This window comes from Microbacterium sp. C5A9 (assembly GCF_022627955.1).
Classification (GTDB): Bacteria; Actinomycetota; Actinomycetes; order Actinomycetales; family Microbacteriaceae; genus Microbacterium.
Window position 1 is genome coordinate 1 of record NZ_JABXGD010000010.1, and the last position, 23,146, is coordinate 23,146.

Below are 23,146 nucleotides of genomic sequence, written 5' to 3' on the forward strand. Positions count from 1 at the left end.
AAGCTAAGCCTCACAGCGCCGATGGTACTGCAGGGGGGACCCTGTGGGAGAGTAGGACACCGCCGGACTTCTTTTAAACAGAAAAGCCACCCAATGCTGGGTGGCTTTTCTGCGTTAACGCGTCGTAAGTGATCGTCGGGAGCGGGCCTTCAGGGGTTCGCATCTCGATCGGATGCCACGGCACATCGTGACCATGACCAAGGGCCCTTCCTCTGCTGAGGAAGGGCCCTTGGTCGTTCTGTGCGCGGTTGCGGCTAGGAGGCGTTGCGGCGGGCCTCCCAGCCCGTGCGCACCATCTCGTCCACCGAGTAGCGCATCTTCCAGTCGAGGTCGCGCGCAGCGAGCTCACCGGTCGCGACGATGCGGTCGGGGTCTCCGGCACGGCGGGGGCCGATCTCCGGCGTGAAGTCGATGCCGGTCACCCGGGCGACGGCATCCATGATCTGCTTCACGCTCAGGCCGTCACCGGACCCGAGGTTATACGCCGGCTCGATCGGCTCTCCCGAGGCGAGACGCTGCGCGGCGGCGACGTGGGCCGCGGCGATATCGCCGACGTGCACATAGTCGCGGACGTTGGTTCCGTCTTCGGTGTCGTAGTCGTCGCCGTTGATGCGCGGGGTCTTGCCCGCCAGCAGCGCCTCGAACACGATCGGGAAGAGGTTGTGCGGGCTCACGTCGTAGACCGTGGGGTCGGCCGAGCCCACCACGTTGAAGTAGCGCAGCGACGTGTGCCGCAGGGGGCTGTCGCTCTCCGCCGTCGCGACCGCCTGGTCACGCAGCAGCCACTCGCCGATGAGCTTCGACTCCCCGTAGGGACTGGCGGGCTTCTTCTCGGTGCTCTCGACGACGAGAGGCACATCGGGCGTGCCGAAGACGGCAGCCGACGAGGAGAAGACGATGTTCGCGACGCCCGCGGCCTCCATGGCCTCGAGGATCACACGCGTGCCCTCGACGTTCTGTGCGTAGGTGTGCAGCGGACGCTGCACCGAGACGCCGGCGTACTTGAAGCCCGCGACGTGGATGACACCGTCGGCGTCGTGGTCCCGCAGAGCCTTCTCGACGATGTCCCGATCGAGGATGCTCCCCTGCACGAACGGCACACCCTCGGGGATGAACGAGGCGACCCCGCTGGAGAGGTCATCCAGGATGACGGGCGCGAGCCCGGCATCCGCCAACGCGCGTACGACGTGCGATCCGATATAGCCGGCGCCGCCGGTGACGATCCAGGACATTCGTTCTCCTCCAGTGGTCAGGTGTCCATTGTTTCAGGCTCCGGCCGGAGAGTCCGTCAGGCGTCGCGGTGCGCGCCCGCCGCCGGAGTCACGGTGAAGATCACCGGTGCGGCGAAGCCTGCATCCGCGAAGGCGGCCGTGACGGCGTCCGACACCTGCTGCACAGCAGCCTGCTCGATCAGCGCGATGGCCGCGCCGCCGAATCCGCCCCCGGTCATCCGCGCACCCAGCGCGCCGGACGCGAGAGCCGTCTCCACGGCGGTGTCGAGCTCCGGAACAGAGATCTCGAAGTCATCGCGCATCGACGCATGCGACGCCACCAGAAGGTCGCCGATCGCGCGGGCGCCCTTCTCGCGGAGGATCGCCACCGTATCGAGCACGCGCTGGTTCTCGGTGACGACGTGGCGCACGCGACGGAACGTCACATCGTCCATGAGCTCCTCGGCGCGGACGAGATCGTCGACCGACACGTCGCGCAGGCTCGGGACGCCCATGATGCTCGCACCGCGTTCACACGCGGCACGACGCTCGCCGTAGCCGCCGGTGGAGTGCGCGTGCATCACACGCGTGTCCATCACGAGGATCGCGAGTCCCGCCTCGGCGATGCCCACGGGCACCAGCTGGGCCTCGAGCGAGCGGCAGTCGAGGAAGATCGCGGCGTCGGGCTCGCCGAGCATCGAGGCCATCTGGTCCATGATGCCGGTGGGGGCGCCGACGGCTTCGTTCTCGGCGCGGCGGCCGATGCGGGCCAGAGCCGTGCGGTCGAGACCGGCGTTCCAGAGATCGTTCAGTGCGGATGCGGTCGCGCCTTCGATGGCCGCCGACGAGGACAGCCCCGCGCCCACAGGCACATCGGAGGCGAGTGCGATGTCGAGGCCGGAGCCGGAGGCTCCCGCCTCGAGCAGCGCCCACGCCACCCCCAGCGGGTACGCGGCCCACTCCGGAACCGCGGGGGTCGCGCCCGACGGCGTCGGGAACAGCTCGCCGAGTTCATCGAGCGAGACCTCGACCGGCTCGTCGGCGAAGGTCGAGGTGACGCGGATGCGGGCGTCATCGCGAGTGCCGACCGCGGCGACGGTGCGGTGCGGGATGGCGAACGGCAGCACGAAGCCGTCGTTGTAGTCGGTGTGCTCGCCGATGAGGTTCACGCGGCCCGGGGCAGACCAGACCCCTGCGGGCTCGGCGCCGGTGAGCGCGGTGAAGAGAGCGGTCGCGGTGTCGCGGGTCGGTGCGATGGTCATGCGGATGCCTCTTCTGCGTCGTTCGTCGTGGCGGCGTCAGCCCGGGCGATGGCCTCGCGGATGCGGGCGGCGCCCTGTTCGGGGGTGACCTCGGCGGCCCAGGCCCACATCGCGGCCTCGGAGCCGGCGAGGAACTTGAGCTTGTCGGCGGCGCGCCGAGGACTCGTGAGCTGCAGGTGCAGGCGCACGCTCTCGCGGCCGACGTTCACCGGGGCCTGGTGCCACGCGGCGATGTAGGGGGTCGGGGAGTCGTACAGCGCGTCGACGCCGCGCAGCAGGCGCAGATAGAGAGGCGCCAGCTCGTCGCGCTCGGCATCCGTCGTCTCGGCGAAATCGGCGACATGGCGGTGCGGCATGAGGTGCACCTCGAGCGGCCAGCGGGCGGCGAACGGCACGAAGGCCGTCCAGTGCTCGCCGCGGAACACGACGCGCTCGGAGTCCTGCTCGAAGTCGAGGATGCGCTGGAACAGGTCGGGAGCGGTGCGATCGATCGAGTCGAGCACTCGCGTCGTGCGCGGTGTCACGTACGGGTACGCGTAGATCTGACCGTGCGGGTGCGGCAGGGTGACGCCGATCGCCTCGCCGCGGTTCTCGAACGGGAAGATCTGCTCGATGCCGGGGAGCTTCGAGAGGGCGGCGGTCCGATCGGCCCACGCCTCGATCACTGTGCGCGCACGCGTGACCGACTGGGTTCCGAAAGACCCGGCGTGCTCGGGGCTGAAGCACACGACCTCGCATCGGCCGACCGACGTGCGGGTGCGACCGAGGCCGAGCGCCGCGAGGTCGTCGAGTCCTCGCGGCGCGTTGCCCGCCGCGGGGGCGATGCCGACGGCTTCGGCGAGTGCGGGGCCGAAAGCGGGGGAGCGGTTCTCGAACACCGCGACGTCGTAGCGCGAGGGCACCTCCGACGGGTTGGTCGGGGACTGCGGAGCGAGCGGGTCGGCGTCGGCGCTCGGCATCATCACGCGGTTCTGCCGGTTCGCGGCCACCGTGATCCAGTCTCCGGTCAGCACGTCGAGTCGCATCGAGGCGGTCTCGCCGCGCGGGTCGAGGGTGCGCGCGTCGACCGCGCGCTCCTCGCCGAGCGTGGTGTCGGGATCGTCGAAGTAGATCAGCTCACGGCCGTCGGCGAGCGTCGTCGCTCGCTTGACCACTCCGGCGGACAGGGTCTCGGTTCGCAACTCGGCAGAATCGTGCGTGTTCACGTAAACATGGTACGCACACCGTCGTGGTAACGTCAACATTGCTGAGGTGCGAACGGCTGACGGAGGTGCCCGTGATGGATGACGACCACCTGCACGACCCTCGAGGGCCGCGCCGACGCCGCCCGTCGTCGGGACGCGTCTCGATGGCGATGGTCGCCGCCCGCGCCGGGGTCTCGGGGCAGACGGTCTCGCGCGTCGTCAACGACAGCCCCCGCGTCGACCCGGCCACCCGCGACCGCGTCGAGAAGGCGATGGCGGAACTCGGCTACCGGCCGCATCGAGCCGCCCGCGCGCTGCGCACGGGCCGCTCGCAGACGATCGGCCTCGTCGTCACCACTCTTGCGACGGTCGGCAACTCGCGGATGCTGCAGGCCACCGCCGAGGCGGCGGCCGAGCGCGGCTACGCACTGACCCTCGTGACCGCCGCCGAGAGTGTGGCCGACGCGTTCGAGCGCCTCGCCGAGCAGGAGGTCGACGGGGCGATCGTGCTGAACGAGGCATCGGCTCTGGTGCCCGCGGCGCAGCGCCCCGCCGGACTGCGGCTGGTCGTCGTCGACGCTCCGGGGTCGGCCGACCTCGCCGTCGTGCACAGCGACCACGTCGGCGGTGCGGCAGCGGCGACCGCCCACCTGCTGGGACTCGGACACGACACCGTGCATCACCTCGCGGGCCCGGTCGACTCGTTCGCGGCCGTCGAGCGCGAACGCGGCTGGCGTGACACGCTCGTCGCCGCGGGCATCGAGCCTCCCGCAGTGGTGCGCGGCGACTGGAGCGCCGAGGCCGGTTTCGTGGCGGGCGATGCGCTGGGCGGAGCATCCGCCGTCTTCTGCGCGAACGACCAGATGGCTCTCGGGCTGCTGCGCGCGCTCGCCGAGGCCGGCCGTCGGGTTCCGGAGGACGTCAGCGTGATCGGCTTCGACGACGTGCCGGATGCCGCCAACTACCGCCCTCCGCTGACGACGATCCGGCAGGACTTCACCGCTCTCGCCCACCGCGCCGTCGACCTGCTCGTGGCAGAGATCGAGGGAACGCCGGGGGAGGACGCCTCGGTCGTGGTGCCGACCCGTCTCGTCGAGCGCGCCAGCACCCGCTGAGGTCAGGCGGGCGGCGCCGACGACTCCCTCGCGTGCATGGTCGGGCTCAGCGACACCCGGTGCACCGGACGCGTGGGGTCGGCGATGCGTCGGGCGAGCAGATCGATGGCCGCGGCCCCGACGGCGGCCCGCGGCGGGCTGACGGCGCTGAGCGCCGGCGTGAACAGCTGCGCGACCTCGTCGTCGTAGGCGACGACCGAGAGGTCCTCGGGCACCGAGAGCCCGCGATTCAGTGCGATGTCGATGAACGCCATCGCCTCGGGGTCCGAGTGGATGAGCAGACCCGTGACTCCGGCATCGAGTGCCTTGTCGATGGCTGCGTTGACGGCGGTCGCGAACCCGGGTCCGTTGCGATCGGGGAACAGACTCTCGAAATGGTCGTCCGGAGCGAGTCCGAGCTCGTCACAGGCCGTCGCCCACCCGGTCAGGATCTTGCGGCCCGTGGGTGACTCCCGCGACAGGATGAGCCCTATGCGGCGGTGGCCGAGGCTCGCGAGATGACGGGCGGCGAGCACGGCGCCGAGCGCATGGTCGGTCGTGACGTTCTCGACGGGCGCGCGGTCGGGCAGCACCACGGCGTCGCGCTCGACGAACACCGACGGGATGCCCGCGGCGTCGAGCCACTGCACCACATCCTGTGCGTGGGTCACATCGGGGTTGGGGGCGACGATCAGTCCGCGGATGTCGTCGGCCGCGATGAGGCGCTCGAGCACCGGCCGTTCGTCCTGCAGCTCGTACGAGGCGCCGCGCAGCACGAGACGAAGCCCGCGCTTGCGGGCCTCGGCCTCCATGCCGCGCACGACTCCCGGCCAGTAGTAGGCGAGCGACGGCACCAGCACGCCGATCGCTCCGCCGGTCTGCGCCGCCACGGGCACATCGGCGTCGGGCGTCTGCGTCGGTACGGCGCCACCGTGCACGCGCTCGAGACGCCCCTCCTCTTCGAGCTGCTGCAGGTCGCGGCGCAGCGTCACGGGAGCGACCCCGAGCTCTTCGGTCAGGCGCGACACCCGCACGATCCCCTCGCGTTCGAGCGCGGCGATGATGTGCGCGTGACGCGCGGGCGCCAGCGGAGCGTGCTGCTGATCGGTCATCGGTCGTCCTCGCTGTCGCCCGTCGCCGGGGTGGCGTCGTCTCTTTCTACCGTGATCCACGCCTGATCGTGCGCGCTCACGTCCAGTTCGATGCGGGTGAGTCGCTCGCCCCACACGTCGCTCAGCATCGGGTCGTCGAGCGGGCGCACGGTGTGCGCGGAGCGGATGCCGGTGGGCCAGCGGATCACGACGGGCGTCGCGCCGTCGAGCGGCACGACGCGCACGCCGTCATCGAGGGGCGCCACGGCTCCGGCGACGACGAGATGGAGGGTGCTGGATGCGGCGGACGAGGGCGCGTTCCACTCGTCGGTCACTCGCACGATCCCGTGTGCGCGGTCGAGCGCGGCGGTCCGGCGCCACCGTACGTCGTCGAGCGCGTACGCCCCGCCGATGTCGAGGGCCAGCGACGACGCGGCATCCGTCGTCGAGACGACGACATCGGACGCGGCGAACTCCCGTCCCACGGACTGATCGACACCTGCGATCGTGGGGGTGCTGTGCCAGGCGCTCTGCATGGTCCAGATCGAGTAGCGATCGGGTCCGAACGTGGCCTTCGTGTAGGTCGGGCGCCCGGCGTCGACGATGACCGGCACCCCGTCGGATGTGACGATGAACGAGCCGACGTCGTTGTGGTTGTGGTGCTCGGCGTTGTGCCCGCCCTTGATCACGAGGCCGAGGCCGTCGACCGCGCCGGCCCGCTCGCGCGCGAGCAGCACCTGCGTCGACGGCAGCCACACGTCGCGCGGCAGCGGAGGGTCTGCGGGGGTGGCGGCGAGCCAGTCGGCGTCGGTCAGCTCCTGGACGAGTCGCCCGAGCCCCGCGGACTCCGACGGCGACGCTCCGCGGTACGAGGCGGCGTGGGCGGCGGCATCCGCATCGCCCATCCGCCGGGCGGCACGGTGCAGCGCCTGCCAGGGAAGGTCGGTCTGCGGGCGGGCCTGCCCGTCGGCGAGATTCGCGTACCAGTCGCCGCCGAGGTGGCAGCGGTGCGGGAACGCGACGGTCTCGCGCATCCCGGGGAGGACCGGCACGGGGCGTCCGGAGTGCTCGAGCAGGTGGATCGCCTCGAGAGCCCGGCATGCCCCGTTCCACCAGTACGAGTACCCCTCGTCGATCGCGCCGTCGTCGGGCAGCGAGACGAGATAGCGGTGCAGTCCCTCGACGACCAGATCGATGAGGTCGTCCGGGTCGCCGTGCAGCTGCATGGCCGCGGTGAGCACTGCGGAGTGGATCCACGGATTCCAGTTGTGCACGTCGCCGTCGAGCCCCAGCCAATGCCAGTCGCGGCGTTCGACGAAGGGGCGGAAGACGCGCACCTGCGCCTCGTGTCGGATGCGGGAGCGGATGCCGGGGGCGCGCGCGTCGAGCTGCGCGCCGAGCACGTGATCGATCCAGGCCAGCTGAGCGACGACCTCACCTGCGCCGAGGTCGACGTAGGGGTCGGTGACGGTCGCGAGCACGCTGCTGTGCCGGTCGAACGTGTCGTCGTGTGCCGGCCAGCACCACGAGCTCTGCTCGCACAGCAACTGCACGCCGTCGACGACCTCGTCGATCCACCGCTCGTCCAGGGTGACCGCCGCGGCGATCGTCGCGCGGCTGAGCCGGTGCTGACGCGCGAAGGCGGGGTCTTCCCACGCGATGCGGTCGCCGTCGCGGTGCACGCGGGCGGCCTGACTGGCGAGGGGCTGCGGCCACGGCGAGCCGAGATCGGCCGCAGCGCGGGCGAGCAGGTCGGCCGCATCGACGTGCGCCCAGGCGGCGCGATCGTCGGCGGTCGGCGCGGGAAGCGTGTTCACGGAACCAGCATAACTGATCGAAAATGATCGATCTAGAGATATTTGAGTCTTGTCTTGATCGAAATGCGATGATAATCTCCCAACGATCGCGAAGGGACGAGAGTCGCCGCGATCCACCTCGAAGCAGTCTTCAAAGGAGAACCCTGTGACGTACGAGCGCACCGTCGCACCGACGGCGATGAGCACCCGCGAGGGCGAGGCGTCTGTCGGCGCCGAGTGGTCGCGCGACGATCTGCTCGCCTACGCCGACGGACTGCTCGCGGCCGTGCGTCCCTGGGCCTCCGAGAACGGCGCCCGCATCACGCTCCCCGGGGCATCGGGCGGATACGGAATCGACGTCGACGGCCTCGAGGGATTCGTCCGCACCTTCCTGCTCGCCGGCTTCCGGATCGCCGGGGCGCGCGGCGAAGGAGTCGACGACCTCATCGACGTCTACTCGCGCGGCATCGTCGCCGGGGTCGACCCCGAGGGCGCCGACCGGTGGGTGCGGCTCGACGAGCACGCGCAGGCCAAGGTCGAAGCCGCATCGATCGCGCTGATCCTCGACATGACCCGCCCCTGGATCTGGGACCGCCTCGACGAGACCACCCAGCGCCGCATGATCGACTACCTCGCACCCGTCGTGGGAGACGACAGCTACCCCCGCAACAACTGGCTGTGGTTCCGCGTGGTCGTGCAGACCTTCCTCCGATCGGTGGGCGGCCCGTGGTCGCAGGCCGACATCGATCAGGATCTGGCGCAGCACGACTCGTTCGTGCGCGAGGGCGGATGGATCTCCGACGGCGACGACCGCTCCTACGACCACTACGTCGGCTGGGCGCTGCACCTCTACCCGGTGCTGTGGTCGCGGATGCAGGGTGCCGCCGAGCTCGCCGGCGGTCGCACCGAGGGCGACCTCGCCCGGCTCGACGCCTTCCTGGAGGATGCGATCGCCCTCGTCGGCGCCGACGGCTCGCCGCTCATCCAGGGCCGCAGCCTCGTCTACCGCTTCGCGGCGGCAGCCCCCTACTGGGCAGGGGCGATCGCCGAGACGCCGTCGGTCCCGCTCGGGCAGCTGCGCCGCGCGGCATCCGCCATCGTGCGCCACTTCGCCGAGAACGGCGCCCCGAATGAGCAGGGACTCCTCGACCTGGGGTGGCACGGCGAATGGCGGCGGCTCGCGCAGAACTACTCCGGCACCGGCTCCCCGTACTGGGCGTCGAAGGGGCTGCTCGGCATCGCGCTGCCCGCCGACCACCCGGTCTGGTCCGCGCCGTCGGAGCCGCTGCCCATCGAGACCGCCGACGTGATGCGTGTCGTCGAGGCCCCGGCATGGATCATCTCCGCCACGGCCGACGACGGCATCGTGCGCGTGATCAACCACGGAGCCGACCACGCACGACCCGGCGACCTCGTCGGCGACTCCCCGCTTTACGCCCGCCTCGGCTACTCGACCGCCGCGAGCCCGCTGCTGAACGGCGACGCCTGGGCGGAGCCCCTGGAGCAGTCGGTCGCGCTGCTGCACGCCGACGGGCGGGCGACGCATCGTGCGGGCATGCGCGTGCAGGGCATCCGTCGCGACGGGGATGCCGCGATCGCCGGATCCGAGGCGACCGCGCACTGGATCACACCGGCCACCACCCAGACCCGCCACGGTTCCGGCATCACGGGAGACGTCGAGATCGCCGGCACCCTCACCACCTGGTCGATCGTGCGCGGTGCATGGGAGGTGCGGTTCGTGCGCATCGATCGGATCGAGGCGGATGCCGCTCCCACGGCCCTGAGGGTCGGCGGCTGGGCGCTCGCCGCGGATGCCGTCGACGACTCCGTCACGGCGAACGCCGCCGCATCGTCCGCTCGAGGCCGTCACGGCACCGTCGTCGCGCTGACACCCGGGGGAGTGCCCTCGATCGAGACGCGGCGCGACGCGAGCCCGCTCGGCGCGGTCGCCTCCGTCCCCGTCGTGACGTATCCGGTGTCGATCGGGGAGTGGATCGTGACCGCGGTGCACCTGTCCGACCGCGCCCCGGCATCCGCTCCCTCCGCCCGTGTCGACGGCGACGACGTCGCCGTCACGTGGCCCGATTCCCTCACCACCGAACACCGGCTCGCCTGAGCCGTCATCCCGACCCGTCATCCCGACCCGTCTTGGGCACCCGCAATTGCAAAGGAGCAGTACCCCATGAACCGCAAGATCCTCGCCGCCGGCAGCATCGCCGCTGTCGCGGCCCTCGCCCTCGCAGGCTGCTCCGGCAGCAGCGACGCCGGAGAGAGCACCGACCCCGACGCCCCCGTCACGCTCACGCTCTCGGGCTGGAGCATCGACACCACCCCCGAGTTCCAGACCCTCGCCGACGCCTTCACCGCGGACCACCCGAACGTGAAGATCGAGCTCAAGGAGTACGACGCCGCCGAGTACAACACGCTCGTCACCGCCGACCTCGCCGCCGGATCCGGCCCCGACATCATCACGCAGAAGGAGGTCAAGTACGTCACGACCTTCCAGGAGGGCGGCCAGCTGCTCGACGTCTCGGACGTGGCTCTGCCCGACGGCATCAGCGGTGCCGACTCCTACGAGGTCGACGGCGCCGCCTACGCCGTGCCGTACCGCCAGGACTCGTGGGTGCTCTTCTACAACAAGGCACTGTTCGACGCGGCGGGTGTCGCCCAGCCCGACGGGTCATGGACGTGGGACGACTACGCGGATGCCGCGGAGGCGCTCACCACCGACACCTCCAAGGGTGCGTACCTGCACCGGTGGCAGTCCACCGTGCAGGGCTTCGCGAACGCGCAGACCGGTACGAGCGTGCTCGACGGCGACTTCGACAACATGAAGGACTACTACGACAGCACGCTCGCCCTGCAGGACGCGGGCGACCAGGTCGACTTCAACACCTCGACCGCCAACCAGCTCACCTACCAGGGCGAGTTCGGCACCCAGAAGGCCGCGATGATGCTGATGGGCACGTGGTACACCGCGACCCTCATCGCGCAGCAGGCCTCGGGTGAGGCGAACGACTTCGAGTGGGGCATCGCCCCCGCGCCGCAGCTCGACGACGAGACCACCGGCACCGACAACACCCCGGTGACGTTCGGCGACCCGACGGGCTTCGGCATCAACGCGAACATCGACTCCGCCAAGGTCGACGCCGCCAAGCAGTTCCTCGAGTTCGCGGCATCGGAGGAGGGCGCGCAGGCGCTCGCCGCGATCGGCATCTCGCCGGCGCTCACGAACGACGCGGTCGTCGACACGTACTTCGCGGTCGACGGAGCACCGGCCGACGAGCTGTCGACGTTCGCCTGGTCGACCCACGACGTGCTGCCCGAGAACCCCACCTCGAGCAAGACGGCGACGATCCAGGGCATCCTGGCCGACCTGCACACGGCCGTCATGTCGGGCTCGGCGTCGGTCGACGACGCCATCAAGACCGCCGAGGACCGCGTGAAGAACGAGGTCGGCTGACCCCCTCGGGGGCCGGCCGCCGGCCGGCCCCCGACACCGCCCTCGCGCAGCATCCAGGAGACGAGACATGACCACCACCGAGGCCCCGCGTCGTGACGCGGCCCCGCCGCAGACGAAGCCGCCCCGCCGCCGCTCGGCGCTGCGTCGCCGCAATGCCCTGATCGGCTGGAGCTTCATCCTGCCGAACTTCATCGGATTCGGGTTCCTCACCCTGCTTCCGGTGCTGATCCTCTTCTACATGGCGTTCACGAACTGGAACGTCTTCGGCAAGGCCGACTGGGTGGGCATCGCCAACTTCCAGCGCCTGATGGGCGACGGCAGCTTCCACGTCGCGTTCTGGAACACCATCTACTACTCGGTGATGCACATCCCGCTGACGATCGTCGTCTCGCTCGGGCTCGCACTGCTGCTCAACAACAAGCTCCGCGGCGTCGCGTTCTTCCGCACCGCCGCCTTCTTCCCCTACATCACCTCGATCGTCGCGATCGCCGTGGTGTGGAACCTGCTCTTCAGCCCCGACTACGGTCCCATCAACGAGGTGCTCCGGGCGATCGGCATCTCCGAGCCGCCCGGGTGGCTCACCTCGTCGGAGTGGGCCATGCCCGCCGTCGTGATCGTCAGCACCTGGCGCGACATGGGCTACTACATGATCCTGTTCCTCGCGGGGCTGCAGACCGTGCCGCGCGAGCTGCACGAGGCGGCGCGCGTCGACGGCGCCAACGTGTGGCAGCGCTTCGTCAACGTCACGCTCCCGTCGCTGCGGCCCACCATGTTCTTCGTCACGGTGATGCTCACCATCAACTCGTTCAAGATCTTCGACCTGATCCTCGTCATGACAGACGGCGGGCCCGGGCAGTCGACCCTGGTGCTGTCGCAGTTCATCTACAAGAAGGGCTTCGAGGAGTCGCAGTTCGGATACGCGTCGGCCGCCGCCGTCGCGCTGTTCTTCCTCTGCATCCTCGTGACCATCGGCCAGTTCCTCTGGAACAGGAAGCGGAGCGCATGATGACCGAGACACAGGTGCTCGTCACCGGCGGCACGCTGCGCAAGCTCACCGCCCCCGCCCCCGCCGGCCGTGCGCGCTCCCGGCTCACGATCGGCCGCACCCTCGGCTACATCGCCCTGATCATCGCGGCGGTCGGCCTGCTCGCCCCGTTCTTCTGGATGGTCATGAGCTCGCTGAAGAACGCCAACGAGGTGTTCTCGGTGCCCGTCGTCTGGGTGCCCGAGACGTTCGTGTGGCAGAACTACATCGACATCTGGACGAAGTCGAACATGCTCGTCTGGATCCGCAACACGCTGTTCCTCGCGGTCAGCGTGACCTTCCTGCAGGTGCTGACGGGCTCGTTCGCGGCGTACGGCTTCGCGCGGATGAAGTTCGCCGGCCGCGACATCCTGTTCCTCGCCTACATCGGCACCATCGCGGTGCCGTGGCAGTCGTACATGATCCCGCAGTTCATCCTGCTGTCGAATCTGAAGGTGTCGAACACCCTGTGGTCGATCATCCTGCTCCAGGCGTTCGGAGCCTTCGGCGTCTTCCTCATGAAGCAGTACTACGAGACCATCCCCGAGGAGCTCAGCGAGGCCGCTCGTCTCGACGGGCTCAGCGAGTACGCCATCTGGCGGCGGATCATGCTGCCGCTGTCGGTGCCCGCGATCGCGAGCCTCACGCTGCTCACGTTCGTGAACACCTGGAACGACTACCTCGGGCCGCTCATCTATCTCCGCAACCCCGACCTGTGGACGATCCAGCTCGGACTCAAGAGCTTCGTCTCGAACCTCTTCGACACGAACTACGCGCTGCTGTTCGCCGGGCTCACGATCTCGGTCGTGCCCATCGCGATCATCTTCCTGCTCGGGCAGAAGTACTTCGTCGAGGGCATCGCCACCAGCGGATTGAAGGGCTGACCGATGAAGCGCGTATCCCACGACGCCTGGGCCACGATCCTCGGCGTCGTCTACCTGGGCCTGATGGTGAACTTCCTCGTGCTCGTCGCCGCATCGCCTCTCGTGGTGCTGCTGATGACGACCGACCCCGCTCTGTCGTGGCCGCTGGTGGCGCTCGCGGCTCCGCTGGCCGCCCCCGCGCTGAGCGGCGCCTTCACGGCGTTCCGGGAGTTCGGCCGCGGCGAGCCCCAGGTCGTGCGCTCGTTCCTCCGCGGCTGGAAGGCGACGGCGCGCAAGGGCATGCTGATCGGTGCGGCGGCGGCGGCATCCGTCGTGGTGCTGCTCGTCGACGTGCGCGCGGTCAGCGCCTCGCCCGCATCGGTCATGATCGTGCCGGTGCTCGCGCTGCTCACCGTGATCACGGTCGCGACCGCCCTGGTGGCTCTCGCCGCCCTCGCCGAGGAGCCGGGCGCGCGCCTGCGCGACATCGTGAAGGCCGCGCTGTACCTGTGCGTGCGTCGCTGGTACCTCACGGCGCTGTCGCTCGTCGTGTTCGGCGTGCAGATCGGGCTGTTCACGACGATGCCCGCGATCGCGATCGGCCTCACGTGCGCCCCCGCGCTGTACGTGGCGTGGGCGAACAGCCGGTACACCCTGCGCCCCGTGCTCGACATGGACGCCGAGCTCGAGGCCGCGGAGGTGCGCGCGTGACCGTCCGCACCGCGATGAGTCCCGAGGTGTTCGACCTGCTCTTCGACGATGCGCGTCTGCGGCGCCTGCGAGCGCTCGCTCCGTCTCCCCGTCTCCCGATCGACGACGGAGATCTCTCCGACACCGAGATCCTCCTGACGTCGTGGGGTGCTCCGCGTCTCGACGCCGAGCTCCTCGACCGGATGCCGCGGCTGCGCGCCGTGGTGCACGCGGCGGGCAGCGTGCAGCAGCTGGTCTCCGACGAACTGTGGGAACGGGGCATCACCGTGACCTCGGCCGCCGACGCCAACGCGGTGCCCGTCGCGGAGTACACGTTCGCGACGATCATCCTCGCCTTCAAGCGCGCCTTCGTGCACATGCGGTCGCCCTCGACGGTGCTGGAGTGGCGCGACCTGGTCGGCTCGACCCGGTACGGAAGCGTCGGCCGCACGGTCGGCGTCGTCGGCTTCTCGCGGATCGGACGTCGGGTGGTGCGGATGCTGGGCCAGCTCGACAGCATCCGGATCCTCGTCGCCGACCCGTTCGTCTCCGCAGAGGCCGTGGCGGATGCCGGCGGCGAACTGCTGCCCCTCGACGACATGCTCGGACAGGTCGACGTGCTGTCGCTGCATGCCCCCGCGCTGCCCGAGACCAGGCATATGATCGGTGCAGCCGAGCTCGCGGCGCTGCACGACGGCGCCACCGTCATCAACACCGCGCGCGGATGGATCCTCGATCACGATGCGCTGCTCGCCGAATGCACCTCGGGGCGACTGGATGCCGTGCTCGACGTCACCGAACCGGATCCGCTGCCGACCGATTCGCCGCTGCGAGCGCTGCCGAACGTCGCCCTCACCCCGCACATCGCCGGATCCATGGGCAACGAGGCCCGGCGTCTCGCCGATTCGGCTCTCGACGACGTCGAGGCGCTGCTGCACGGCGGTGTACCGTCGCAGGTGATCACCCGACTCGACATGGAACTGAGCGCATGAGCACGCCCGTCGACCCGCACGAGTTCTCGCCCTGGGACTTCTGGCGCGATGCCGACCCTGCGCAGCGCGAGTCGCAGCTCGAGCGTCAACGAGCCCTGGTCGACGGGCGTCCGGAGCGGCGACTCGGCGACCTCTGCTTCGTCTCGGAGCTCGCGTCGGTCGACCACGACGCACTCCGGCTCGGCGATCGCACCTACATCGCCGCCGGGGCGTATCTGACCGGCGAGCTCGTGGCGGGCGCCGACTGCAGCATCAACCCGTACACCGTCATCCGGGGGAGGGTCGCGCTCGGCGACGCCGTGAGGATCGGCGCGCACACGTCGATCCTCGGCTTCAACCACTCGATGGAACCGGGCACGCCGGTGTTCCGGCAGCCGCTGACGAGCAGGGGCATCGTGATCGGCGACGACGTGTGGATCGGCTCGCACGCCGTGATCCTCGACGGCGTCACGGTCGGCGCGCACTCCGTGATCGCCGCCGGTGCGGTGGTCACCAAGGACATCCCCGCGGGCGCGATCGTCGCCGGCAATCCCGCACGCTTCCTGCGCTGGCGGGTCGAGCCGGAAGATGCGGCGGCGGAGATGTCGTCTCCCGTCTCGGGCGCATCGGCGGTTCGCGACTCCGAGTCCGCCGGGTTGGGCGAGCGGGTGGCGCGGTTCGCCGAGCGCGCGCGGGCCGAGGTGTCGGCGGTGCTCGCGCGCTCGTGGAGCGAGGAGGCGGGGCTGTTCGTCGACCGCCCCGGCAGCGCCCCGACCGTTCGGGCGCAGGCGGATGCGATCGAGATCGCCGATCTGCTGAGCGGCTCGGCTCCCGCGCAGCTCTCCGCCGAGGCGCAGATCCGCCGCCTGCACGAGTGGCAGGATCCGTCGACCGGCGCTGTCGCCCTCCTCTGCCCCGACGGTCAGCCGCAGCCGGACCTGGACTTCTCGCACGAGGACGTGGCGTATCACGTGCTCAGCGCCGGATACGCGCTCGACCTGCTCGGCTCGCGGTTCCCCGCCGCGCTCACCTGGGTGACCGAGGCGACCCCCGAGAGCGTCGTGGAGTTCTGCCGCGGGCTGCCGTGGGCGACGGATGCCTGGAAGGCCGGTCACCACATCGACGGCTTCGGCACCGCCCTGCTGTGGACGAAGCGGGCGGGCGTCCCCGTCCCCGCGGGGGTGGAGGAGGCGCTGTTCGGCTGGCTGCTGCTGAACGCCGACGCACGCACCGGCATGTGGGGGTCGCCGACTCCCGACCGCGGACTCCTGCCCGTCGTGAACGGCTTCTATCGGGCGTCGCGCGGAACGTTCGCGCAGTTCGGCGTGCCGCTGCCGCATCCCGAGAAGGTCGTCGACACCGTGCTCGACCATGCGCGCGACCCGCGGTGGTTCGCGCCGGGAATGCGCGACGCATGCACCGTGCTCGACGTCGCGCATCCGCTCTGGCTGACCCGCGGCACCGGTCACCGCTCCGACGAGGTGCGGCGTCTCGCGGCGCGACTGCTGTCGGACTCCCTGCCGATGTGGGCGCCCGACGAGGGGTTCGGATTCCGGGAACCGTCGGCGGCCGGTCGCGGTCTCGCGGCGACCCGGCCGGGGCTCCAGGGCACGGAGATGTGGCTCGCGATCATCTGGTACCTCGCCGACGTCCTCGGGATCGCCGGCGAACTGGGGTACCGCCCGCGGGGCGTGCATCGGCCGGAACCGGCAGCGGCCCTCGGCGGCTCCAGCCCCTGAGCCGGGCTCGCACGCGGGTCGAAAGTGCGCCCGGCGCCCGGTGCGGGGTCACAAGAGCACCCGAAACGGTCGGTTCGGAAGCGATATCGACCTCGCACGCGGCATCCCGGTTGGACGTGCCGCGCACAGCCACGGAGAGCGTTTTCCGTCAGTGCTTGCGTCAGGCGCCCGAGCATGGCATGCTGTCGGAAAGCGCTTACCCGCAGAGTTTCCCCACGAGTTTCCCCGCAGAGCGTGCGGGAGCTGAGAGAAGAGAACGGACCAGCAATGCCACAGGCGACAACCCGCGAGATCGGGATCATCATGAACGGCGTCTCCGGACGCATGGGCTACCGCCAGCACCTCGTGCGGTCGATCCTCGCGATCCGCGACGAGGGCGGCATCGAGCTGCCCGACGGCTCGCGCATCACGGTGAAGCCGCTGCTCGTCGGCCGCAACGAGGCCAAGCTCGCCGAGCTCGCCGCGAAGCACGGCATCGAGGACTACACCACCGACCTCGACGCGGCGCTCGCCGACCCGAAGTGGGAGATCTACGCCGACTTCCTCGTGACCAAGGCCCGTGCATCCGCTCTCCGCAAGGCGATCGCGGCCGGCAAGGCCATCTACACCGAGAAGCCCACCGCCGAGTCGCTCGACGAGGCCCTCGAACTCGCGCGTCTCGCCGACGCGGCGGGCGTCAAGACCGGCGTCGTGCACGACAAGCTCTACCTGCCCGGCCTGCAGAAGCTCAAGCGCCTCATCGACTCGGGCTTCTTCGGCCGCATCCTGTCGGTGCGCGGCGAGTTCGGCTACTGGGTGTTCGAGGGTGACTGGCAGCCCGCGCAGCGCCCGAGCTGGAACTACCGCACCGAAGACGGCGGCGGCATCATCGTCGACATGTTCCCGCACTGGAACTACGTGCTCGAGAACCTCTTCGGCGAGGTCAAGAGCGTTTACGCGCAGGCCGCCGTGCACATCGCCGACCGCTGGGACGAGAACGGCGAGCACTACACCGCCACCGCCGAGGACGCCGCGTACGGCATCTTCGAGCTCGAGGGCGGCATCGTCGCCGAGATCAACTCCAGCTGGACGGTGCGCGTCAACCGCGACGAGCTCGTCGAGTTCCAGGTCGACGGCACCCACGGGTCCGCCGTCGTCGGACTCTTCGGCGCCAAGATCCAGCCGCGCAACGCCACACCGAAGCCCGTGTGGAACCCCGACCTCGAAGACAGCCACGACTATGACGCCGACTGGCAGAAGGTCCCCACGAACGACGTCTTCCTCAACGGCTTCCGCCAGCAGTGGGAGGATTACCTGGTCTCGTTCGTCGAGGGCACGACGTACCCCTTCGACCTGCTCTCGGGCGCCCGCGGCGTGCAGTTCGCCGAGGCCGGCCTGACCTCGAGCGCCGAGGGCCGCAAGGTCTCGCTCTCCCCGCTGACGCTGGGCTGAGCATGACCACTCTCCGACTTCTCGACGCCGCAGGCGCGGTGACGGATGCCGAGCTGCGCGAGGGCGGCGGGTACACCCGTCCGTCCGCGCCGCTGCAGAGCCGTGTCGCCTACGCCGCCGCCCACGTCGTGCCGAAGGTGCACGCCGACAACACCCCCGGCCAGCCGGCCGACATCGACTGGGATTCGACGCTCGCGTTCCGACGCAACGTCTACTCGTGGGGTCTCGGCGTCGCCGACGCCATGGACACCGCTCAGCGCAACATGGGTCTGGATGCCGCGGCCACCCGCGAGCTCATCGCCCGCAGCGCCGAGGTCGCCCGTGAAGAGGGCGGGTCGGTCGTGGTCGGTGTCAACACCGATCACATCGCCGAGTCGCACATCTCGCTCGACCAGGTGATCGATGCCTACAAGGAGCAGCTGCACTTCACCGAGGAGCAGGGGGCGGGCCCCGTGCTCATGGCCTCCCGCCACCTCGCGCGGGTCGCGACGGGCGCCGACGACTACCGCCGGGTCTACCGCGAGGTGCTCTCGTCAGCCACCGTGCCGGTGGTGCTGCACTGGCTGGGCACGGCCTTCGACCCCGAACTCGCCGGCTACTTCGGAGCGGATGACTGGCAGACCGCATCCGCCGTGCTGCTCGACGTCATCGCCGAGAACCCCGACAGGGTCGCGGGCGTGAAGATGAGCCTGCTGAATGCCGAGTCGGAGATCTCGGTGCGCGAGCGACTCCCCGAGGGTGTGCGCATGTTCACGGGCGACGACTTCAACTACGTCGGACTCATCGGCGGCGACACGGTGGGTCAGGGCGACGGCCACTCCGACGCGCTGCTCGGCGCGTTCGCGGCGATCACCCCCGTGGCGTCCGCGGCGATCCAGGCGCTGGATGCCGGCGACCCGTCGCGGTACCTCGAGATCCTCGGTCCGACCGAAGAGCTCAGCCGTCAGGTGTTCGCGGCTCCGACCTTCTACTACAAGACGGGCGTCGCGTTCCTGGCCTGGCTCAACGGGCACCAGCCCGCATTCCAGATGGTCGGCGGTCTGCACTCGGCGCGGAGCCTTCCGCACCTGAGCCGCATCGTCGAGCTCGCGAACGCCTCGCTGGCGCTGGAGAACCCCGAGCTCGCGCGCGACCGCTGGCACGGGATGCTGCGCCTGAACGGCGTCGATTCAGGGAGGGTGTACGCATGACCGTGGATCCGCGCCTGTCGATCAATCAGGCGACCATCAAGCACGCCGACCTCGCGACCGCGCTGCGGGTGACGGCCGATGCCGGCATCCAGGCGATCGGTCTGTGGCGCGAGCCCGTGAACGAGGTCGGGCTCGACGTCGCCGCGCGCATGCTCGCCGACTCCGGCCTGCGCTTCACGACGCACTGTCGTGGCGGCTTCTTCACCCTGCCCGAGGGGCCCGAGCGCGTGGCCGCACTCGACGACAACCGCCGTGCGATCGAGGAGACCGCGACGCTCGCCGCCGCGGGAGCCGAGGGATCGACCGCCGTGCTCGTGCTCGTCGCCGGTGGCCTGCCCGCCGGTTCCCGCGACCTGATCGGCGCGCGTGAGCGTGTGCGCGACGCGATCGGCGTGCTCGCGACCGACGCGAAGGCGGCGGGCGTGACGCTGGCGATCGAGCCGCTGCATCCGATGTACGCATCCGACCGGGCCGTGGTCTCGACCCTGGGCCAGGCGCTCGACATCGCCGCGGACTTCGAGCCGGAGGTGGTCGGCGCGGCCGTCGACACGTTCCACATCTGGTGGGATCCGCAGGTGCTCGACCAGATCGCCCGCGCCGGCCGCGAGGGCCGCATCGCGACCTATCAGGTGTGCGACTGGAAGACCCCGCTCGCCGCCGACGTGCTGCTGTCGAGGCACTACACCGGAGACGGCGTGATCGACTTCGGCTCGCTCACCCGCGCCGTGATCGACACCGGGTACGACCGCGACATCGAGGTCGAGATCTTCAACGCCGACATCTGGGCGGATGCCCCCGAGAACGTCGTGCGGCGCACGGCCGAGACCTTCGGGGCCGCGGTCTCGCCGCACCTGGGTGCAGAGGTCGGGGTCGTCGGACGCTGACCCGCGCAGACACCGGGGCCGCGTGTCCGCGGCCCCGGTGTCGGCACGCCCCGTGTCGGCACGCACCCGCGACGGCGCGCCCCGTGTCGGCGGCGCTGAGATATCGGTCGACCCGTGAGACTCCGCCGCGCCCCTGAGAGGATGACCCCATGACGAAGATCCGACCCGGACTCTGCTCGGTGACCTTCCGCTCGCTCGAGGCCGAGGAGGTCATCGGGCTCGCGGCCGAGGCCGAGCTCGACGTGATCGAATGGGGGGCCGACGTGCACGTCCCCGCCGGCGACATCGAGCGGGCGGCGCAGATCGCCACCGAGACCGCGGATGCCGGACTGACCTCCTGCTCGTACGGCTCGTACTTCCGCGCCGGGGCGGAAGAGTCTCTGACCCCCATCCTCGACAGCGCCGAGGCGCTGGGGGTCGACCGGGTGCGCATCTGGGCGGGACACCGAGGCTCGGCCGAGGCGTCGCCGGAGCAGTGGGGCGAGATCGTCGCCCGGCTGCGCGACGCGGCGGCCGAGGCGGATGCGCGCGGCATCGGCCTCGCCCTCGAGTTCCATTCCGGCACGCTCGCCGACACGGCACCCACCACCCTCCGACTTCTCGCCGAGGTCGACAGTCCGGCACTGAGCACCTATTGGCAGCCGACCGTCGGCGCGAGCGTCGAGGCGGTCCTCGCCGAATACCGGGCGCTCGCCGCCCACACCAGCGCGGCGCACGTCTTCTCGTGGTGGCCGGCGCAGGAGCGGCTTCCCCTGCGGGCGAGGGATGCGCTGTGGACGCGCTTCTTCGCCGAGGCGCTGGGGTCGTCGACGGGCTCAGGAGCCCCCGGAGCACGCGGCGCCGCGACGGGGGGCGTGCGCGATGCGCTGCTCGAGTTCGTGCCCGGCGACGACCCGGCCCTGCTGCGGGGCGAGGCTGCGGCGCTCCGCGCGTACCTGTCGGCGTAGCCCGCGATGCTCGTCGGACGCAGACGGTGCGCGACGCCGCCACGCTCCCTCGTCGGGGCGTCACACCGCAGTATGCTCAGGGCATGAGCCAGCCGGAAAGCCCTTCCCGCGTGCGTCAGCCGCGTCACGCGCGAGGCGCCGCCCCGACCCTGCACGACGTCGCCCGTGAGGCGGGGGTCTCGCTCGCGACGGCATCCCGGGTCCTCAACGGGTCCGAGCGCAAGGTCGCCGAATCCTTCCGCGAGCGCGTCGAGCAGGCGGCAGCCGAGCTCGGCTACACGGCCAACGTCTCGGCCCAGGCGACCGCCCGGGGCACCTCGCCGGTGATCGCCCTGCTGGTCGCCGACATCGCCGACCCGTACTTCGGGCTCATCGCCGCGGGTGTGGCGCGGGGCGCCGACGAGCAGGGCCTCGTGGTCACGATCGCGATCACCGAGCGCGACCCGGTGCGCGAGGCGCGCATCGTGCGGGCGCTGCGCGGACAGCGACCGCAGGGACTGATCCTCGCGGCATCGCGCACGGCACAGCCGACCGACTCCGACACCACGCGCGAACTGGCCGAGTACGCCCGATTCGGCGGGCAGGTCGTCACGTTCGGCGCCGGCAGCGCCGAGAACCGCCACGTCGAGATCGACAACCGGGCGGGCGCCGAGGCGCTCGGGCGTCGCATGGCGGGGCTCGGCTACCGCTCGGCCCTGGCGATCGCCGCGGCCGAGGGCGTGCTGACCTCCGACGAGCGTCTGGTCGGGTTCCGCGCCGGATTCGAGTCCGAGGGCGGCACCGTCGAGCGCGTGATCCGCGGCGACTTCCGTCGCGAGTCGGGCGCGCAGGCGATGTCGGCCGCGCTCGCCGACGGCGTCGAACCGGGCACGCTCGTGTTCGGGATGAGCGACGTGGTCGCGATCGGCGCCATGGCGGCGATCCGTGAGGCCGGGCGCGAGGTCGGCACCGACATCGCGGTGTGCGGTTTCGATGACGTCCCCTCGAGCAGCGACGTGACCCCGGCTCTCACGACCGTGCGGGTGCCGCTGAGCGAGGTCGGCTATCAGGCGTTCCGTGCGACGGTCGACGCCGACTGGCAGCAGGCGGTGCTGCCGCTCGAGGTGATCGTCCGCGCGAGCACGCCGGGCGTCACCCCATGACCCGGGTCGTCCTCGCCCCCGACAGCTTCAAGGGCACGATCACCGCGGCCGACGCCGCGGTGTCCCTCGCCGAGGGCTGGGCGTCGGTCGATCCCTCTGCGACCTTCGTACACCGGCCGATGGCCGACGGCGGTGAGGGCACTGTCGCGGCGTTCGCGGCAGCGGTGCCCGGTGCCCGTCGGATGCCGGTCGTCGTCGACGGGCCCGCGGGGGTGCCGATCGAGACGAGCTGGCTGCTGCTGCCGTCGACGGCCGAGAGCCCCGAGGGCACCGCGGTCGTCGACCTGGCCTCGACCTCGGGCATCGAGCTGCTCGACGAGCTGCGGCCATGGGACGCCGACACCGCCGGATTCGGCCAGGCGATCGCCGCGGCCCTCGACCACGGCGTCTCCCGTCTCGTGGTCGGCATCGGATCGAGCGCGTCGACGGACGGCGGCACGGGGATGCTGTCCGCCCTGGGGGCCCGCTTCCTCGACGCCGCCGGGGCGCCGGTCGCCCGGGGCGCTCGCGGCCTCGCCGACATCGCGACGGTCGACCTGACCGCCCTGCGCGCCGCCCCCGACGTGCGCGTGCTCACCGACGTCACGAATCCGCTCGTCGGACCGCGCGGGGCCGCGGCGGTGTTCGGTCCACAGAAGGGGCTCGTCGCCGACGACATCGCCCCGGTCGATGCCGCGCTCGCGCACCTCGCCGACCTGCTCTCCCTCGATGCGACGCTCCCCGGCACCGGGGCAGCGGGAGGCACCGGAGGAGCGCTGGTCGTGTGGGGGGCGACGCTCGCCCCCGGCGCCGCCGAGGTGGCAGAGCTCATCGGCCTCGCCGACGCGATCGCCGAGGCCGAGGTCGTCGTCACCGGGGAGGGCTCGTACGACGGGCAGTCCGGCGACGGCAAGGTGCCGTCGTTCATCGCCGGCATCGCGGCGTCCGCACAGGTGACCGCCGTGCTGGCCGCCGGTCGCATCACGGCCGACTCCGACACGACGCTGTTCGCGGCATCCGCCTCGCTCACCGACCTCGCCGGATCGTCGGCTGCCGCTCTGGCCGAGCCCGCGCGCTGGCTGCGCGACGCCGGCGCCTCGCTCGCCCGGTCCGTGTGACCGGCGCACCCGCTCACGCGAGCGGGGTCAGAAGCGCGCCGGAGAACGCTGATTCGGGCGCTCTTTC

The 23,146-nt window shown here is 70.8% G+C and carries 19 protein-coding genes; 14 read left to right on the top strand and 5 right to left on the bottom strand.

Going from position 1 to position 23,146, the window contains the following annotated elements:
• Nucleotides 1-254 precede the first annotated feature (254 nt).
• Genes galE through galT form a run of 3 tightly spaced genes read right to left on the bottom strand, consistent with a single transcriptional unit; the run spans nt 255 to nt 3,678 of the window.
• A complete protein-coding gene (gene galE, locus HWD99_RS17185; RefSeq protein WP_241797412.1) occupies nt 255-1,232 on the bottom strand; it encodes a UDP-glucose 4-epimerase GalE in 978 nt (325 codons plus the stop codon).
• A 56-nt stretch (nt 1,233-1,288) separates the two neighbouring features.
• Complete coding sequence (galK, locus tag HWD99_RS17190) at nt 1,289-2,473, bottom strand: galactokinase (protein ID WP_241797413.1); 1,185 nt, start codon at nt 2,471-2,473, stop codon at nt 1,289-1,291.
• Nucleotides 2,470-3,678 carry a galactose-1-phosphate uridylyltransferase gene (gene galT, locus HWD99_RS17195; RefSeq protein ID WP_241797414.1) on the bottom strand — a complete coding sequence of 403 codons (1,209 nt, stop codon included), beginning with the start codon at nt 3,676-3,678 and terminating at the stop codon, nt 2,470-2,472. Before galT ends, galK begins: the two co-directional genes overlap by 4 nt.
• Before the next feature lie 143 nt (nt 3,679-3,821).
• Between galT and HWD99_RS17200 the strand changes: the two genes are divergently transcribed.
• Complete coding sequence (locus tag HWD99_RS17200; RefSeq protein ID WP_241797525.1) at nt 3,822-4,772, top strand: LacI family DNA-binding transcriptional regulator; 951 nt, start codon at nt 3,822-3,824, stop codon at nt 4,770-4,772.
• 2 nt (nt 4,773-4,774) lie between these two features.
• Here the strand turns inward: HWD99_RS17200 and HWD99_RS17205 are convergent, their stop codons facing one another.
• Nucleotides 4,775-5,863 carry a substrate-binding domain-containing protein gene (locus HWD99_RS17205; RefSeq protein WP_241797415.1) on the bottom strand — a complete coding sequence of 363 codons (1,089 nt, stop codon included), beginning with the start codon at nt 5,861-5,863 and terminating at the stop codon, nt 4,775-4,777.
• Nucleotides 5,860-7,659 carry a heparinase II/III family protein gene (locus tag HWD99_RS18730; RefSeq protein WP_241797416.1) on the bottom strand — a complete coding sequence of 600 codons (1,800 nt, stop codon included), beginning with the start codon at nt 7,657-7,659 and terminating at the stop codon, nt 5,860-5,862. Before HWD99_RS18730 ends, HWD99_RS17205 begins: the two co-directional genes overlap by 4 nt.
• 145 nt (nt 7,660-7,804) lie before the next feature.
• Between HWD99_RS18730 and HWD99_RS17215 the strand changes: the two genes are divergently transcribed.
• The 13 genes from HWD99_RS17215 (at nt 7,805) to HWD99_RS17275 (ending at nt 23,079) form a co-directional block, all read left to right on the top strand.
• Nucleotides 7,805-9,754, top strand: a complete 1,950-nt coding sequence (locus HWD99_RS17215; RefSeq protein ID WP_241797417.1) for a DUF2264 domain-containing protein — start codon at nt 7,805-7,807, stop codon at nt 9,752-9,754.
• A 66-nt stretch (nt 9,755-9,820) separates the two neighbouring features.
• Nucleotides 9,821-11,101 carry an extracellular solute-binding protein gene (locus HWD99_RS17220; RefSeq protein WP_241797418.1) on the top strand — a complete coding sequence of 427 codons (1,281 nt, stop codon included), beginning with the start codon at nt 9,821-9,823 and terminating at the stop codon, nt 11,099-11,101.
• Between the two features lie 67 nt (nt 11,102-11,168).
• Nucleotides 11,169-12,107 (top strand): carbohydrate ABC transporter permease, encoded by a 939-nt coding sequence (locus tag HWD99_RS17225; protein ID WP_241797419.1) that lies wholly within the window; start codon nt 11,169-11,171, stop codon nt 12,105-12,107.
• Nucleotides 12,107-13,009: a carbohydrate ABC transporter permease gene (locus HWD99_RS17230; protein WP_241797420.1), complete on the top strand. Its 903-nt coding sequence runs from the start codon at nt 12,107-12,109 to the stop codon at nt 13,007-13,009. Before HWD99_RS17225 ends, HWD99_RS17230 begins: the two co-directional genes overlap by 1 nt.
• A 3-nt stretch (nt 13,010-13,012) precedes the next feature.
• The gene (locus HWD99_RS17235; protein WP_241797421.1) at nt 13,013-13,699 is read left to right on the top strand and encodes a DUF624 domain-containing protein; all 687 of its coding nucleotides are present in this window, start codon (nt 13,013-13,015) and stop codon (nt 13,697-13,699) included.
• Complete coding sequence (locus HWD99_RS17240; protein WP_241797422.1) at nt 13,696-14,670, top strand: hydroxyacid dehydrogenase; 975 nt, start codon at nt 13,696-13,698, stop codon at nt 14,668-14,670. The genes HWD99_RS17235 and HWD99_RS17240 overlap by 4 nt, the downstream gene beginning before the upstream one ends.
• The gene (locus tag HWD99_RS17245) at nt 14,667-16,388 is read left to right on the top strand and encodes a DapH/DapD/GlmU-related protein (RefSeq protein ID WP_241797423.1); all 1,722 of its coding nucleotides are present in this window, start codon (nt 14,667-14,669) and stop codon (nt 16,386-16,388) included. Before HWD99_RS17240 ends, HWD99_RS17245 begins: the two co-directional genes overlap by 4 nt.
• 267 nt (nt 16,389-16,655) lie before the next feature.
• Nucleotides 16,656-17,819, top strand: coding sequence for a Gfo/Idh/MocA family protein (locus tag HWD99_RS17250; protein WP_241797424.1), 1,164 nt, complete (start codon nt 16,656-16,658; stop codon nt 17,817-17,819).
• Between the two features lie 2 nt (nt 17,820-17,821).
• Nucleotides 17,822-19,009, top strand: a complete 1,188-nt coding sequence (locus HWD99_RS17255; protein ID WP_241797425.1) for a dihydrodipicolinate synthase family protein — start codon at nt 17,822-17,824, stop codon at nt 19,007-19,009.
• Nucleotides 19,006-19,893: a sugar phosphate isomerase/epimerase gene (locus HWD99_RS17260; protein ID WP_241797426.1), complete on the top strand. Its 888-nt coding sequence runs from the start codon at nt 19,006-19,008 to the stop codon at nt 19,891-19,893. The genes HWD99_RS17255 and HWD99_RS17260 overlap by 4 nt, the downstream gene beginning before the upstream one ends.
• A 149-nt stretch (nt 19,894-20,042) precedes the next feature.
• Nucleotides 20,043-20,840: a sugar phosphate isomerase/epimerase gene (locus tag HWD99_RS17265; protein WP_241797427.1), complete on the top strand. Its 798-nt coding sequence runs from the start codon at nt 20,043-20,045 to the stop codon at nt 20,838-20,840.
• Between the two features lie 83 nt (nt 20,841-20,923).
• Entirely contained in the window at nt 20,924-21,982 is a 1,059-nt protein-coding gene (locus tag HWD99_RS17270; RefSeq protein WP_241797428.1) for a LacI family DNA-binding transcriptional regulator, read from the top strand.
• Nucleotides 21,979-23,079 carry a glycerate kinase gene (locus HWD99_RS17275; RefSeq protein WP_241797429.1) on the top strand — a complete coding sequence of 367 codons (1,101 nt, stop codon included), beginning with the start codon at nt 21,979-21,981 and terminating at the stop codon, nt 23,077-23,079. The genes HWD99_RS17270 and HWD99_RS17275 overlap by 4 nt, the downstream gene beginning before the upstream one ends.
• The last annotated feature ends 67 nt before the right edge of the window (nt 23,080-23,146 follow it).